The 14,835-nt window shown below is 34.1% G+C and carries 13 protein-coding genes, 2 tRNA genes and 1 pseudogene; 5 read left to right on the plus strand and 11 right to left on the minus strand.

Going from position 1 to position 14,835, the window contains the following annotated elements:
- Nucleotides 1–10: 10 nt before the first annotated feature.
- Nucleotides 11–1,336 carry a GldG family protein gene (locus tag GX308_08125; GenBank protein NLK22034.1) on the plus strand — a complete coding sequence of 442 codons (1,326 nt, stop codon included), beginning with the start codon at nt 11–13 and terminating at the stop codon, nt 1,334–1,336.
- Nucleotides 1,333–2,262, plus strand: coding sequence for a DUF4340 domain-containing protein (locus GX308_08130; protein ID NLK22035.1), 930 nt, complete (start codon nt 1,333–1,335; stop codon nt 2,260–2,262). The genes GX308_08125 and GX308_08130 overlap by 4 nt, the downstream gene beginning before the upstream one ends.
- A gap of 32 nt (nt 2,263–2,294) precedes the next feature.
- Here the strand turns inward: GX308_08130 and GX308_08135 are convergent, their stop codons facing one another.
- Entirely contained in the window at nt 2,295–3,644 is a 1,350-nt protein-coding gene (locus GX308_08135) for a CCA tRNA nucleotidyltransferase (GenBank protein ID NLK22036.1), read from the minus strand.
- A gap of 123 nt (nt 3,645–3,767) precedes the next feature.
- On the opposite strand from GX308_08135, the gene GX308_08140 reads away from it, so the two are divergent.
- Nucleotides 3,768–4,241: a DUF1269 domain-containing protein gene (locus GX308_08140; protein ID NLK22037.1), complete on the plus strand. Its 474-nt coding sequence runs from the start codon at nt 3,768–3,770 to the stop codon at nt 4,239–4,241.
- 33 nt (nt 4,242–4,274) lie between these two features.
- On the opposite strand, the gene GX308_08145 is transcribed toward GX308_08140, so the two are convergent.
- The 8 genes and pseudogenes from GX308_08145 to ytvI form a co-directional block, all read right to left on the minus strand.
- The gene (locus GX308_08145) at nt 4,275–5,711 is read right to left on the minus strand and encodes a proline--tRNA ligase (protein ID NLK22038.1); all 1,437 of its coding nucleotides are present in this window, start codon (nt 5,709–5,711) and stop codon (nt 4,275–4,277) included.
- A 445-nt stretch (nt 5,712–6,156) separates the two neighbouring features.
- A complete protein-coding gene (locus tag GX308_08150; GenBank protein NLK22039.1) occupies nt 6,157–7,833 on the minus strand; it encodes a methyl-accepting chemotaxis protein in 1,677 nt (558 codons plus the stop codon).
- A 67-nt stretch (nt 7,834–7,900) separates the two neighbouring features.
- Nucleotides 7,901–8,473 (minus strand): annotated as a pseudogene (locus GX308_08155) (sugar ABC transporter permease).
- A gap of 114 nt (nt 8,474–8,587) precedes the next feature.
- On the minus strand, nt 8,588–9,013 hold the full coding sequence (locus GX308_08160; GenBank protein ID NLK22040.1) for an acetolactate synthase: 426 nt from the start codon (nt 9,011–9,013) through the stop codon (nt 8,588–8,590).
- Nucleotides 9,014–9,046: 33 nt separating this feature from the next.
- Nucleotides 9,047–10,345: a phenylacetate--CoA ligase gene (locus GX308_08165; GenBank protein ID NLK22041.1), complete on the minus strand. Its 1,299-nt coding sequence runs from the start codon at nt 10,343–10,345 to the stop codon at nt 9,047–9,049.
- Between the two features lie 21 nt (nt 10,346–10,366).
- Complete coding sequence (locus tag GX308_08170) at nt 10,367–10,918, minus strand: Fe-S-containing hydro-lyase (GenBank protein NLK22042.1); 552 nt, start codon at nt 10,916–10,918, stop codon at nt 10,367–10,369.
- A 9-nt stretch (nt 10,919–10,927) separates the two neighbouring features.
- On the minus strand, nt 10,928–11,770 hold the full coding sequence (locus GX308_08175) for a fumarate hydratase (protein ID NLK22043.1): 843 nt from the start codon (nt 11,768–11,770) through the stop codon (nt 10,928–10,930).
- 62 nt (nt 11,771–11,832) lie between these two features.
- Complete coding sequence (ytvI, locus tag GX308_08180; protein NLK22044.1) at nt 11,833–12,900, minus strand: sporulation integral membrane protein YtvI; 1,068 nt, start codon at nt 12,898–12,900, stop codon at nt 11,833–11,835.
- 224 nt (nt 12,901–13,124) lie between these two features.
- Here ytvI and GX308_08185 point away from each other — a divergent pair, with 224 nt between their 5' ends.
- The gene (locus tag GX308_08185; GenBank protein ID NLK22045.1) at nt 13,125–13,313 is read left to right on the plus strand and encodes a hypothetical protein; all 189 of its coding nucleotides are present in this window, start codon (nt 13,125–13,127) and stop codon (nt 13,311–13,313) included.
- A 52-nt stretch (nt 13,314–13,365) separates the two neighbouring features.
- Here GX308_08185 and GX308_08190 read toward each other — a convergent pair.
- Together GX308_08190 and GX308_08195 are read right to left on the minus strand one after the other, a co-directional pair.
- A tRNA-Leu gene (locus GX308_08190) sits at nt 13,366–13,449 on the minus strand.
- A gap of 4 nt (nt 13,450–13,453) precedes the next feature.
- Nucleotides 13,454–13,526, minus strand: a tRNA-Lys gene (locus tag GX308_08195).
- A 138-nt stretch (nt 13,527–13,664) separates the two neighbouring features.
- Between GX308_08195 and GX308_08200 the strand changes: the two genes are divergently transcribed.
- Nucleotides 13,665–14,831 (plus strand): AI-2E family transporter, encoded by a 1,167-nt coding sequence (locus GX308_08200; protein NLK22046.1) that lies wholly within the window; start codon nt 13,665–13,667, stop codon nt 14,829–14,831.
- Nucleotides 14,832–14,835: the final 4 nt, after the last annotated feature.

The following is a 14,835-nucleotide window of genomic DNA, read 5'->3' on the forward strand; positions in this document are numbered from 1 at the left end:
GAGGAGTACAATGAATATAGAAAAATTAATAAGGGGAATTAAATATGGAAGCAATTCTATAACTTTTGCTGCTACTATTATTGGAATTATTATTATCATTAATTTATTTATCCACTCTTTTAATATCCAATGGGATTTAACTAGGAGCAAATTATACTCCCTTTCTAATGAAAGCAAAACCCTTTTAAAAGACATAGATGAAAAAGTAGAATTGTTGTTTTTTGCTAATCCTGCTGATTCTATTTCCCTAGATATAAAGCAGTTATATGAAAGTATATCTAAAGTGAATAAAAACATTTCCCTCGACATCATCGATCCTATGAAAAATCCAAGCCTTGTTAATGAATATCAAATTAACTCTGAGTATACCTTTGTTGTTTCTTCTAATAAGAGAACAAAACAAATTCCCTATTATGATTTAATAAGGGTTAATTATAATACGGAAGAACATTATTTCGATGGTGAAACCTCTCTTATACAGGCCATACTAGATGTAACCGCTGAAAAAGAAATCACTGTTTATATTCTAGAAGGGCACGGAGAATTTCATAAGGATAAAGAATTAACCCTCCTTACCCATCTTTTAGAACAGAAGGGAATTAAGGTTGTAAACTATTTCCTTGCAAAAAACAAGGATATACCAAAGGATTGTGATATTATCTATATAATAGGTCCCCAGTTTGATTATAGTCCTGATGAAATTAAACTCCTAGAAAATTACCTTGATGATGATGGCAAAATGCTTCTAACCTTTAATGCTTATGCGGAAGGTGAGAATCTTAATAATTTAAAAAATCTTGCCCTAAACTATGGCATAGAAATAGAAGATAGTTTGCTAAAAGATCCTATAAATAATTATGGTGGAGATGAACAAGCCCTAATACCCTTATATAATTCCCATGATATCGTTAAAAAATTGATGGAAGATAATATTGCAACAATAATCCCTAGGGCTAGGAAGCTTTCTATAAAAGAAAAAAGCGCTGTAACCAACAATGTTGTTTTTGAAACTTCTGAGGGATTGCCCTTTGCCATAACTGCGGAAAAGGAAATAATTGCCGGTAAGAAAGCTCAACTTTTAGTAATTGGTAATTCTTTTTTTGCCCATGATGAAATTATAAGTATTGGGGGAAATATTGAAATATTTTTTGGAGCTTTATCGTGGTTTAGGGAAGATTCTAATATAGTAGACATACCCCCTAAAACTTATACCCCAAAACCCATTGTACTAGTGGGCACCCAGCCGGTTTTAATATTTATTGTTTGTATCTTTCTTATGCCACTTTTTGTATTTTTGTTTGGGGGAATAGTCTATTTCAGGAGGAGAGCTTTATGAAAAAGGTTATCCCAACCCTTATAGCCCTTGCACTGTTTATAGGAATGTTCTTTTATTATAAACATTTTAAAGACTTAAGGCTGGACAAAGAACTTAACAATGGATTCATATGGAAATGGGAACAAAATAAGATTACACAAATAAACATCACTTCTGAAAATGAATTTATAAAACTAAAAAGAGATGGAGATACTTGGGATATCCTTTCCCCTATAGAGTATCCTGCCAACTCTTTTAATGTAAGTAATATAATTGCTAGATTTTCTTCCCCTACCTTTAATGAAATTGTAGAAGAAAACCCCAAGAACCTAATAACTTACGGTCTTAAATCCCCAACTAAAAGTATTACTTTGACTAATGATGAAGGGCTTTCCAATACCTTAAACCTTGGCAGCCTTGCTCCCTTATCTAGGGGATATTATGCCTATAATAATAATAAAGTATATACCATGGATTTTTCCATTTGGGATGAAATCCCCCTAGAGCTTACTTATCTTAGAAAAAAAAGCCTTCTCTCCTTTAATAGTGATTATATAGATAAAATCACTGTAGAAAATGAAGGAAATTTCTTTTCTATCATTTCCAAGGAGGAAGATGGCAAAACTAATTGGTATATCGATAATCGCCTTTTAAATCAAGCCTCTGTGAATTCTTTGATAACTTCATTAAATGGAAAAATCATTAAGGAATTTGTAGATGATAATGCCTCGAAAGAATCCCTAAAAAAATATGGGCTTGAAAATCCAAGGGCAAAGATAACCCTTTATTTGAACGATAGGGATGAATCCCGTTTAATGCTTTATATTGGTGAGTTAAAGGAAAATATGGCCTATGCAACCACAGATATGAAATTTATATATAAGATAGAATCTTCCTTCCTTCTACCCCAAGAGTTAACCGTAGATTATTTTATGTCCTTACAATAAAATAATAGTACCGATACAAATTCAAAAGTAATTTAGTCATTGCTATGAAGCATTTTTTCTCTTCCATAGGATAGGAGCTGCTCTTTAGTATTTAAACCTGGGTTTTTTATTACCATTTCAAGAAGATATTCTAGGGTTTCTCCTATTGTTTTTCCTTTTTTTATACCCAATTTTATTAAATCCTCCCCGTTTATTGCCAGTTCCTTTAAGGAAAAACACTCTTTGTTTTGCTTGACTTCTTTATATATCTCATAAAGACTTTTAAGCCTTTCTTCTTTTTCTTTATAAAATTTTGGGTTTTGTGCTTTAGAATCTGCCAATTGGACTTTCAATAAATCTAAAAAGGCATCTTCCCCTATTTTATGGAGGACTCCTTTAATAGACTTTTTATCTTCTTCTATTCTCTCATCATGCCATTTAATAAGTTGTAATATATGCTTTGAACTTTTTTTATCAAATTTCAGCCTGTCCATAATTTTTTCTGCCAATACTACACTTTTTTCTACATGGCCATAAAAATGATCAATTCCCTTATCATCAGTTGTTTTATGTTCTGGTTTTCCTATGTCATGAAGGAGCATTGTCCATCTAAGGGATAGGATTTTATCCACAGCTTCCACGGATTTTAGGGTGTGAATACCAACGTTATCCCCATGATGGGGATGATTTTGTTCGGTTTTAAAACATTCTTCCACTTCTTTAAGGATATATTTTAAAATTCCCGTATCATATAATAAAATGAACTTTCTTACGGAATCAGATAAAAGGATTTTATCTAGTTCTTCCCTTACTCTTTCACTACTTATATGGGAAATTAAATAACTATTATTTTTTATGGCACTTAGGGTATTTCCCTCTATATCAAAATTAAGTTGTGAAGAAAATCTAATCCCCCTAAGCATACGAAGAGCATCTTCTTCAAATCTCCTATCGGGATTCCCAACACATCTGATTTTTTCTTTTTTTATGTCTTCTATTCCTCCCATAGGGTCTATAAATCCTTCCTTAGGATGGTATGCCACAGCATTCATTGTAAAATCCCTTCTAGATAAGTCTTTGGATAAATCCTTAGTAAAAGCTACTTCCTTAGGCCGTCTATGATCTTCATAGAATCCTTCTATTCTATAAGTGGTTATCTCAAAATGTTTTTCATTTAAAATAACCGTTACCGTTCCATGGGCAATACCTGTATCATAGGTTTTCTTAAACATGGATTTTACCTCTTCAGGCTTTGCCGAAGTTGTTATATCCCAATCATGGGGAGTTCTATTCATTAAAATATCTCTTACACATCCTCCCACTATATATCCTTCATACCCTTGTCTATTTAACATAAATATAATTTCTTCAGCTTCCTTAGGAATATCAATTTTCTTAAACATTTTTCCCTCCAAAGTTTCTTCATTATCTATAATATTATATTAGTTTCCCATCTTTTAAAAGTATTCATGAATAAATTTATAAATTTAAGCAAAACTAATCATGAAATGAAAGGAGGATTTTAAATGGATAAAACTGTGGTAGCTTTATTTGGAAACAGGCAAGATGCTGAAAATGCCGCATACGAGCTTAGAAATCAAAATCTTCGTATGGATGATATCTCCATAGCAGCCCGAGAGCTTGATGGGGGTGAAGACGAAGGCGAATTAATTAATGATAATATTTCTGATGGTATTACAACAGGAAGTGTATTAGGAGGTCTTGCAGGACTTTTAATAGGAGCAGGTAGCTTTGCCATCCCTGGACTTGGGGTGTTGGTGGCAGCAGGCCCTTTAGCCGGCCTTTTATCAGGAGCAGTTACCGGGGGTGTTGTCGGTGGTTTAATCGATCTTGGAATCCCAGAAAATGAAACTGCTAGATATGAAGAAGGTATAAAGGAAGGGAAGGTCCTCCTTACTACGAAGGCAACGGAAGAAACTGTGGATTCAGTAACGGATATACTTAAAAATTTCGGCGGAGAAGAAGTAGCCGTACATTAAAATTAAAAAGTAACCACCTTTGGTGGTTACTTTTTAATATGCTCTTCCCCAATATAACATCTTACTTGCAGGTTTTTCGCAGCATACACAAGTATCTGAAATATGCTCCTGCTCAAAAGGAATACATCTTGAAGTAGCCCCTGTTTCCTCTTTTATTTTATCTTCACAGGCTTCATCCCCACACCACATAGCCTTAATAAATCCTGGGGAGGTTGCTAGTATCCTTTTAAACTCTTCAATATTTTTTGCAGTATAGGTTTTTTCGTCCCTCATTATTCTTGCTTTTTCTAATAGTTCTTTTTGAAGAATATCCATATGCTTTGGTATTTCGGTTTCTAATTCATCTATTGAAATTATTATCTTTTCTCTTGTATCTCTTCTAACCAATACGACTTGGTTCTTTTCTATATCCTTAGGTCCTATTTCTAGTCTATAGGGAACCCCTTTCATTTCATGTTCACTAAATTTCCATCCAGGCATTTTATCCCTGTCATCCAATTCTACCCTAACCAAAGAAGATAGCCTATTTTTTATTTCATTAGCTTTATCTAATACCCCTTCTTTATGAGCAGCAATAGGAATCATGACCAGTTGAGTTGGAGCAATTTTAGGTGGTAAGACTAGTCCACTGTTATCTCCATGAACCATAATAACAGCCCCTATTAATCTTGTGGTCATTCCCCAGGAGGTCTGATGAACATATTTCAGTTCATTATTTTTATCCGTATATTGAATTCCAAATGCCTTAGCAAAACCATCTCCAAAATTGTGACTAGTTCCTGATTGGAGTGCCTTTCCATCATGCATTAAACTTTCTATAGTGTAAGTTGAATTTGCCCCTGCAAATTTTTCTTTATCGGTTTTTTGCCCTTTAACCACGGGGATTGCAAGAACATTTTCGCAAAACTTGGCATAGACATTTAGCATTTTTATGGTTTCTTCTTGAGCCTCTTCGGCCGTTGCATGGGCTGTATGCCCCTCCTGCCATAAAAACTCCAAAGTTCTTAAAAACGGTCTGGTGCTTTTTTCCCAACGAACAACAGAACACCATTGATTGTATAGTTTTGGAAGATCACGGTAAGATTGAATGACATTGGCATAATGCTCGCAAAATAGGGTTTCTGAAGTCGGACGAACACAAAGCCGCTCGGTTAATTTTTCTTCTCCCCCATGGGTAACCCAAGCAACTTCTGGAGCAAACCCCTCTACATGATCTTTTTCCTTTTGAAGAAGGCTTTCGGGTATAAACATTGGCATGTATACGTTTTTATGCCCTGTTTCTTTAAATCTCATATCTAGTTGACTTTGAAGTAATTCCCATATGGCATATCCATAGGGCTGAAGAATCATACATCCCCTTACACTGGAGTAATCTATAAGTTCTGCTTTTTTAACTACATCCGTGTACCATTGGGCAAAGTCCTGCTCCATATCGGTTATTTCTTGAACGAATTTCTTATCTTTTCCCATATCACTTTTCCTTTCTCATTAAAAATAAAAAAACCCCAATCCCATAAAGGGACCGAGGTTATCGGCGGTACCACCCTAATAATACAATGATATTAAAAAATAAGTGTTTTAATATCATCTATCGCTCTTTTTTGATAACGGCAGAAAACTGCCGCTGCATTTTTCATGCAGAACTCCAAGGCGGGGCATAAATAAATCTTTTAGAAATCTTTCACCTATGATTCCCTCTCTGTAAAAAAACCTTATTTATGATTCCTTTTCATTGTTTCTTACAGGTATTTGGATTTATGATATAGCAAATTAAGCTTGTTTGTCAAGGGGATTTTAATCTTCTTTAGGTAAATTACCTTGCAATATTACTACTTATTAACATTGTATTAAAAGGATAAACAACAAGTGATGTTTGTTTTTTTAGTTCAATACCTTAAAAATAATCACAAAAATCTTATATGTTGAATTTATTAACTCTAAGGGATAAATCTTGAGATAAATTATTTAATTTATTGATAGCCTTTTCTATAGTCTGCACACTTATTAATTGCTGCTCTGTCAATGCTGATACCTGTTGTGTATTGGCACAAGTTTCCTCACAAGTACTAGATATGTTTTCTATCATTTGTACGCTACCTTCAGCGTTTTGAGTTGTTTCCAATACTTGTTCTATAATTATATTTATACATTCCGCCATATCTTTCATTTTCATATTAACTTCTGTTAAGGTTATATTAGTCTCTTTTACAGCTTCATCCTGTTTTAATACAGTTTGTTTCCCCTTAATCATATATTGTACTATAGTTTCAATTTGATTAAATATCTCCCCTATAACACTATTAATAAACTTAGTTTGTTCTTCTGTTTGTATTACTAACTTTCTAATTTCATCTGCCACAACCGCAAATCCTTTCCCTGCCTCTCCTGCCTTTGCAGATTCTATCGCAGCATTTAGTGAAAGAAGATTTGTCTGTTCAGAAATAGAGCGAATAACACCTGTAACTGAATGAATTTCTTTTGATTTGATTTCAAGTAACTTAATTTGTTCATTAATCCAATAAAAAGTTTTCATTGTCTCATCAGACTTAACCGTTAAAGCTTTTGTGGCTGCATCTCCCCGTTCCACGGCAATCCTTACCTCATCTGTGATTTTATTCATGCTATAGGTTGTATTTTTTGTGTAGTTGGTAGATCTTGATATAACTTGCATCGCAAGAGTACCCTTTTCTGCATCCTCGGCTAGCTTTTGGCTAGCAAAGGCTATTTCTTCAATGGCCCTTGCTACTTCCTCAGAATTATAAACTGTTTGATTTACCCCTATCTTTGTATCTTGAATTGCTGCATAAAGTATATCTGTTGCATCTTTTATATTGATGGCTAATTCTTTTAAGGTAGCAATCATTCCATTAAATCCGTTGGAAAGCACCCCTATTTCATCCTTATTTTTAACTATTATTGGATTCACTTGTAAATTCCCTTTTTCAACTTCTTTCATTGCCCTTGAAAGTATAACTATGGGTTTCATTATTCTAGTCATTACAATGTATATCCCAAATGCTGCTAAAACCAATACTAAGAATCCAACTATAATCAGATTTTTCAAAGCTGTTTTTTGTGCTGCAATAAATTCATCATAAACTCCAGATAAAGCAATAAATAAATCCCAATCATAGTGATAAGTATAGTAGGCAAATTTTTCCTTACCGTTCCATTCATAAGAAACCTTTTGAACCCTTGCTCTTCCATACCCATTGTTATTGACTGCTTCCTTGTTGTCCATAATTTCTTTTACAAAATCGTATTGGGTAGCATCAGCCCCTACTAGGTTTTCGTCTGGATGCATTAGAAATTTTCCATTTCCATTTATCACGAAGCCATATCCAGTCACTCCTATTACTCTATTAGAAAGGTATTTTAAAAATCTCTCTCTTGCTTGCTCTTCTACCTGTACCAGTTCCCTATACCCCTCAATTATTCCTACAAGGGCTGCCGTTTGTTGTTCCATTTGAATAGATAATATTCTATCACTTTGGGTAACTGTAGTATAGTAACCAGGAATACCGGTTCCCAAGATAGTAATTAGTATGATTAGTATTGTAATAAAAACTATTTTGTTACTTACTTTGTTCATTTCCATCCTCCTAGTCCGTTTTTACAACAGACATTAGACCCGCAAAATATATAAGTTGCCTATCTTTTTACTTTGCTTTATTCCTAGTTATCACATCAAATATTACTGCCGCTACAAGTACAATACCCTTTATAATATACTGGTATGAAATCCCTACACCCATGAGATTCATTCCACTGGTCAATGCTGTAATAACCAATGCTCCTATAATTGAACCTGTCACCTTACCTACACCCCCGGCAGCAGATACACCACCAATATACGCAGATGCAATGGCATCAAGTTCAAAGGCTGTTCCCGCTGTTGTAGTTGCCGATTGTAATCTTGAGGTATATAAGATCCCAGCTAAAGCTGCAAGCATACTCATGGAGGCAAATACTATTAAGGTTATTTTATTTACATCAATACCACTTAACTGCGCTGCTTCAGGATTTCCACCAACGGCATAAATATGCCTTCCTATTACAGTTTTAGTTGTAATAAAATGATATATTGCTACTATAATAATAACTACCACTACAGTCCAAGATAATCCATTATAATTTGCTAGTATCCATGTAATATATGCTATAACAGCAGATACTAAAAAAATCTTAGCTACTAACATACTTGGGGATATTACATCAAAATTATATTGTATATTTAAAAGTAAGAATTTTCAACTTTACCCTAAAAAAACTCCATTTATCATCATCTAATTTTCAGACCTGCTGATAATCGCTTAGTAGTATAGATGTGACAATGGAGTATAAACTTAAATTTGATAAATTTCACTAGCATTAATCAATTCCATCTTATGCCTTGTGATAGAGTCAATTGCCCTTTGTATATCGTCGGTTTTAATTATTACCAATGCCTTTTCTCCTACCTCAAATGCATACATATATTCGATGCTTATGCCGTCCTTAGATAGGATATCTAAAGCCTTAGCTAAAGCTCCGGGGATATGGGGAGTGGCAAGACAAATTACCTCTGTTAGACTCACAGAAAAGCCCTTTTCTTTTAAGGCAGTAAAAGCCTTATTAGTATCTGTCAAAATTAGTCTAAGGATTCCATACTCTGCTGTGTCTGCAATACTTAGGGCTGAAATATTAATATCCAAATCTCCTAAGGTCTTAGTAACTTCTGTTAATCTTCCTGATTTGTTTTCTAGAAAAACCGATAATTGTTTAATAATCATATTACCCTCCTTTTGCTGCCTCGCAGCATAAGTTTAAATTTTTCTTCTATCGATAACTCTTTTAGCTTTTCCTTCGCTTCTCTCGATGGTCTTTGGTTCTACTAACTTAACCTTAACACCGATTCCAAGGGTACTTTCTATCTTATGCTTAATTCTTGATGTTAGAGCCTCTAATTTTTTAATTTCATCAGAAAAAAGATTTCCTTCAACCTCAACCCATACTTCTAAGATATCTAAATTATTAACCCTATCAACAATTAAAAGATAATGGGGTTTTGTTTCTCCCATATTAAGAAGTACACTTTCAATTTGAGATGGAAATACATTCACCCCCCTTATAATTAACATATCATCGCTTCTTCCCGTGCATTTTTCCATACGAACGAGGGTCCTTCCACATTGGCATTTTTCATAATTAAGTGTAGTTAAATCTCTTGTTCTATATCTAAGAAGAGGAAGGGCCTCTTTGGTAATAGTAGTAAATACTAACTCTCCGATTTCTCCTTCTTTAACTATCCCTAGGGTATCTGGATTGATGGTCTCGGGTACAAAATGATCTTCTTGAATATGAAGTCCATTTTGTATCTCGCACTCGCAGGAAACCCCAGGTCCTATGATTTCACTTAAGCCAAATATATCAATAGCTTTAATATGTAACTTTTCTTGAATCTGCCGCCTCATTTCCTCCGTCCAAGGCTCTGCTCCAAATATCCCAACCCTTAAGTTTAAATCCTTAGGATTGACTCCCATTTCTTCCATAGCCTCTGCAAGATAAAGAGCATAGGAAGGTGTACAAGCAAGTACGGTACTTCCAAAGTCTTTCATAAGTTGAATTTGTTTTGCAGTGTTGCCCCCTGAAATAGGTATAACAGTTGAACCTAGTTTTTCACTGCCATAATGAAGACCGAGGCCCCCTGTAAATAAGCCATATCCATAGGCAATCTGTATGATATCATTTTTAATAACCCCAGAAGAACCAAGACTTCTTGCAACTACTTCTGACCAGGTTGTAAGATCTTTTCTCGTATAACCTACTACAGTCGGCCTTCCTGTGGTTCCTGAAGATGCATGAACCCTTACAACTTCACTGATGGGTACTGCAAATAAACTATAGGGATAATTCTCCCTAAGATCTTGTTTTGTCGTAAAGGGTAGTTTATCTAGATCATCAATTCCTTTTATATCTCCTGGTTCTAGTCCCAACTCCTGCATCTTTTTTCTATAGAAAGGAACATTATGATATACCCTTTCAACCGTTGCGCCCAATCTTTTTCCCTGGAGGATTCTAATTTCCTCCCTACCCATACACTCATTATATTCATTCCAAATCATCTTTTTCCCGCCCTTTTTTACTTAATTATTTTTGTATTTTTCTTTTTGTGTATCATATAAATTATTTCCCCTGCAATCAATGGTTACAACTACAGGAAAATCCTCTACCAAAAGTTTGTAAATAGCCTCAGCACCCAAATCCTCGTAGGCAACTACCTCTGATTTTTTTATCTTAACTGAAAGTAATGCTCCTGCTCCACCTATGGCTGTAAAATAAACAGCATTATTTTTTTTCATAGAGTCAATGACTTCTTTGCATCTTTGTCCTTTTCCTACCATACCCCCTAAGCCTTTATCTAGCATCATAGGAGTATAAGCATCCATTCTTCCACTGGTAGTAGGACCACAACTTCCAATAACTTCTCCAGGTCTTGCGGGACAGGGCCCTACGTAATAAATAACTTGGTCCTTTATATCTATTGGCAACTTTTCTTCCCTGCTTAAGGCTTCTATCATCCTTTTATGTGCTGCATCCCTTCCTGTAAAAATAATTCCCGATAAAAGTACTTCCTCCCCAACTTTTAAAGTTTTTATTATCTCTTTTGTTAATGGCAAAGATATTTTCCTTTTCATAGTCTCCCCCTAAAGAATAATGCTTCTATGCCTTGTTACATGACAGCTTATATTAACTGCCACCGGAAGGCTTGCAATATGAGTCGGAAAAACTTCTATATTTACCCCTAGGGCCGTAATTCTTCCCCCTAAACCCTGAGGGCCAATTCCTAGGGTATTAATCTTTCCTAAAAGTCTTTCTTCCATTTCCCTAATATGAGTCTTGGGGCTTTTTTTATCTATAGGTCTTAATAATGCCTTCTTAGCCAGTATAGCCGCCATTTCGAAATTTCCCCCAATCCCTACTCCCACTACTAATGGTGGACAGGCATTAGGACCCGCCCTATCTACAGTATCTAAAACAAACTGCTCTACCCCCTCTATACCATCGGAAGGCTTCAACATCCTAAGGGCACTCATGTTTTCACTACCCCCTCCTTTGGGGGCTACGATAATTTTGATATTATCCCCCTTAACTATTTGATAGTGGATAATTCCTGGGGTATTGTCCTTTGTATTTTCACGGATTAGGGGATCTTTTACTATAGATTTCCTAAGAAAACCCTCCTTATAACCTTTTCTTATTCCATTTTGGATGGCACCTTCTAAATCCCCCCCGATAATATGTATATCCTGTCCTAATTCAATAAAAACTACAGCAGTACCCGTATCTTGACATATGGGTATCTTTTTTTCTTTAGCTATCTTGGCATTTTCCATTATATCTTGTAGGATACTTTGTCCTAGGGGATTTGTTTCTTTTTCTTTTGAATTTTCCAAGGCCGTTTTTATATCTCTTGATAAATAATAATTAGCTTCCTTGCAAAGTTTTTCTACTGCACTTTCTATTTCCCTAGTATGTATTTTTCTCATCGTGGCACCCCTTTTGCTTTTTTAATTATAGATTAATGACTCATACTATACAAGTTTTGTTATCATCTCCATGGAGGAATTATGCCAATCTTTTGCATAGTTTTTAAAAAAATCACAAAGACAGGACCTATGATAATTCCCACAAATCCAAACAGTCTAATCCCAATATACATAGACATTAACGTTACAAGGGGATATACCCCTATTTGGCTAGCTAATACCTTTGGTTCTAGCATTTGCCTAAATAATATGACAATACCATAAATAATAAGTAACCCTATGGCTCCGTAGAGATTACCACTTATCCCGTTATAAATTGCCAAAGGGATTAAAATAGTACCACTGCCTAAGATAGGAAATGCATCTACAATACCAGTAACTATCCCTATTAAAAAAGAATATTTAAATCTAAGGATACTAAGACCGATTGTACAAATAGTTATGATAAACAACATTAAAATGAATTGAGTTTTTATATACCCAAGCAATGCTCCAAATAAATCCCTCTTAATCGTATCAAATTTTCTAATCCAAGACCTTGGCATTTGCCTTTCCATGAAATTTTGAATCCTCTTTCTATCTTTACTCATAAAAAAGGTCGCAATTAAAGCTACTATACCAAAAAACAAGGCATTAGGTAAGGCCACTACAATCCCTATAGACCCCCTTCGAACACTCGATCCTAATATATTAGGAAAACCTTTTATAACTATACCCATACCCCCTGCTAATAGGTTTTGTATATGAAGAGGCAAACTAAAAATGAAATTCTCAGTCCTTCCTTTAATATTTTCTATAGTTATCATAAAGCTACTATAATACATTGGAATATCCTTTCCAAAAGCTCTAGCCTGCTCTACTATTTCTATTACTATAACTGTAAGCATTCCCCCTACTAAGCCCAGAACAATAATAATTGATAAGATACTAGAAACCCCTCTTGCCAACTTCCACTTTTTATTAAACCATCTTACCATAGGCTCCATCAGGGATGATATAACCCAGGCTACAACAAAGGGCGCTATAAAAGAAAATAAATATCTAAAAAAGATATAAACTCCTATCGTTAATAATATAGTAATCATAATCCTTTGTATAAAGTGTTTGTTTTTCTCATAGAATTCCCACATATCTGCCTCCATTAGATATGGATATTTTGTATTATCTTATTATTTTTTATGATACAAAAATTTACAGGTTATTTCAATAGATTATACTTATTGTTCTTGTCCAATTAACATATAATAATCCTATTCTTATAAATTTGATTATAGAATTTAAAAAACCCAGTCCAAAATTTTATAAGGTATTATTTTAATTTTATTCTTTATATGACAACGAAAGGAGAATTTTAATGAACTTTGAATTGCGCTCTATCGAAAATGCAAAGATTAGATTAGAAGAAATAGAAGACAAACTCCAGGAAAATCAAAAAAGCTTAAGTGAGGGAACCCTAGGAACCCAACAAGAACTTATTAAAGAATCTATTCAGGTAATTGAAAGAGCTAAGGAAGAGCTGGGTAAATTAGAAAGAAACTTATAATAAATATAACAAAAGGATATTCCATTTTGGAATATCCTTTTGTTATACCATATGCGATTGGGGGGACTCGAACCCCCACGGACTATTGTCCATTAGATCCTTAGTCTAACGCGTATACCAATTCCGCCACAATCGCAAAATACACCATCGGGGGCTCGAACCCCGGACGCCCTGATTAAGAGTCAGGTGCTCTACCAACTGAGCTAATGGTGCAAATTTTCCACGCAAAAGGTATTATATCACGGCTATTTTGCTTTTGCAATAGGAAAATTTTATAATTTAAAGTTTTATTGACCTGTATTTTATCCTGTGATACTGTATGATTATAGATATGTTAAGGAGTGGTTAGCCATGAAAAAAATGCCCTGGGATGCAAACTATTTTAAGATTGCCTTATATACTTTTCTAGTATTAGCCTTAACTGTTTTATTCGAAAAAATCATAGGCAATATAGATCTTATTATCCAATACCTTTCTATGCTCTCAAAACAAATATATAAAATATTATCTCCTTTTATCTATGGATTTTTCATTGCATACATATTAAATCCTGCAATTAGTAAAGCAGAAAAAGGACTCCAAAGGTTAGATAAAAGAAAAGGACATTCTAGATTTAGAAGAATCCTATCAATTTTAACCGTATATATTACTGTGTTTGGTTTTTTGAGTCTAACCTTTATTTACGTTATTCCTCAAATAACCCAGAGCATTATAGACTTATTCCAAAAGATTCCTAGTAGTCTAATAACTTTAGAAAAAAATATAGAAAATCTTTTGGAGGATTATAGCTGTTTTGATTATTACAATTTCAGCTCAATAATTGAAAGTAATATTAATCCCTTTATACAAAACTCTAGTTTAATATTTAACCGTATTTTTACATATATTGTTAATAGTGCCCTAGGAATTACTTCAGGGTTATTAAATATTTTTGTAGGTCTTATGATAAGTTTTTACCTGCTAAATGAAAAAGAAGGCTTTCTTAAAAAGACAAAAAAGGCTATTTACGCTATCTTTAAGGCTAAAACCGCTGATAAAATTATTATCATTGCAAAAGAAAGTCATATTATGTTCACTCGCTTTTTCGTTGGTAAATTTATTGATTCTCTGATTATCGGGATTTTATGTTTTATAGGCATGTTATTTCTTAAAAATCCCTACGCCCTACTTATTGCAGTAATCGTAGGAATTACCAATATGATACCTTATTTTGGACCTTTTATAGGGGCTATTCCTTCTATTTTAATCACTCTTTTAATTAGCCCTCTAGATGCCCTTTGGGTTAGCCTATTTATTTTTGCCCTACAGCAATTTGATGGTAATATTTTAGGTCCTAAAATATTGGGTGATTCCACCGGACTTAGTCCTTTTTGGGTAATCTTTTCTATTATAATTGGTGGCGCTTTTTTTGGAGTCCTAGGTATGTTAATTGGTGTTCCTACTTTTGCAGTAATTCGCACCTTATTTAACAACTGGGTAGACAAAAGACTGGAGAAAAAAAATATAAAAACAATTTAACTTG

The sequence above is a fragment of the Candidatus Epulonipiscium sp. genome (genome assembly GCA_012519205.1).
Taxonomy (GTDB): Bacteria; Bacillota; Clostridia; order Lachnospirales; family Defluviitaleaceae; genus JAAYQR01.

Excerpts from the sequence above, each read along its gene's own strand:
- GX308_08150 (NLK22039.1), bottom strand. The coding sequence starts at position 7,833 with ATGAACAAAGTAAGTAACAAAATAGTTTTTATTACAATACTAATCATA.
- GX308_08140 (NLK22037.1), top strand. The coding sequence starts at position 3,768 with ATGGATAAAACTGTGGTAGCTTTATTTGGAAACAGGCAAGATGCTGAA.
- GX308_08160 (NLK22040.1), bottom strand. The coding sequence starts at position 9,013 with ATGATTATTAAACAATTATCGGTTTTTCTAGAAAACAAATCAGGAAGA.
- GX308_08130 (NLK22035.1), top strand. The coding sequence starts at position 1,333 with ATGAAAAAGGTTATCCCAACCCTTATAGCCCTTGCACTGTTTATAGGA.
- GX308_08185 (NLK22045.1), top strand. The coding sequence starts at position 13,125 with ATGAACTTTGAATTGCGCTCTATCGAAAATGCAAAGATTAGATTAGAA.
- GX308_08175 (NLK22043.1), bottom strand. The coding sequence starts at position 11,770 with ATGAGAAAAATACATACTAGGGAAATAGAAAGTGCAGTAGAAAAACTT.
- GX308_08170 (NLK22042.1), bottom strand. The coding sequence starts at position 10,918 with ATGAAAAGGAAAATATCTTTGCCATTAACAAAAGAGATAATAAAAACT.
- GX308_08145 (NLK22038.1), bottom strand. The coding sequence starts at position 5,711 with ATGGGAAAAGATAAGAAATTCGTTCAAGAAATAACCGATATGGAGCAG.
- ytvI (NLK22044.1), bottom strand. The coding sequence starts at position 12,900 with ATGTGGGAATTCTATGAGAAAAACAAACACTTTATACAAAGGATTATG.
- GX308_08135 (NLK22036.1), bottom strand. The coding sequence starts at position 3,644 with ATGTTTAAGAAAATTGATATTCCTAAGGAAGCTGAAGAAATTATATTT.
- GX308_08200 (NLK22046.1), top strand. The coding sequence starts at position 13,665 with ATGAAAAAAATGCCCTGGGATGCAAACTATTTTAAGATTGCCTTATAT.
- GX308_08125 (NLK22034.1), top strand. The coding sequence starts at position 11 with ATGAATATAGAAAAATTAATAAGGGGAATTAAATATGGAAGCAATTCT.
- GX308_08165 (NLK22041.1), bottom strand. The coding sequence starts at position 10,345 with ATGATTTGGAATGAATATAATGAGTGTATGGGTAGGGAGGAAATTAGA.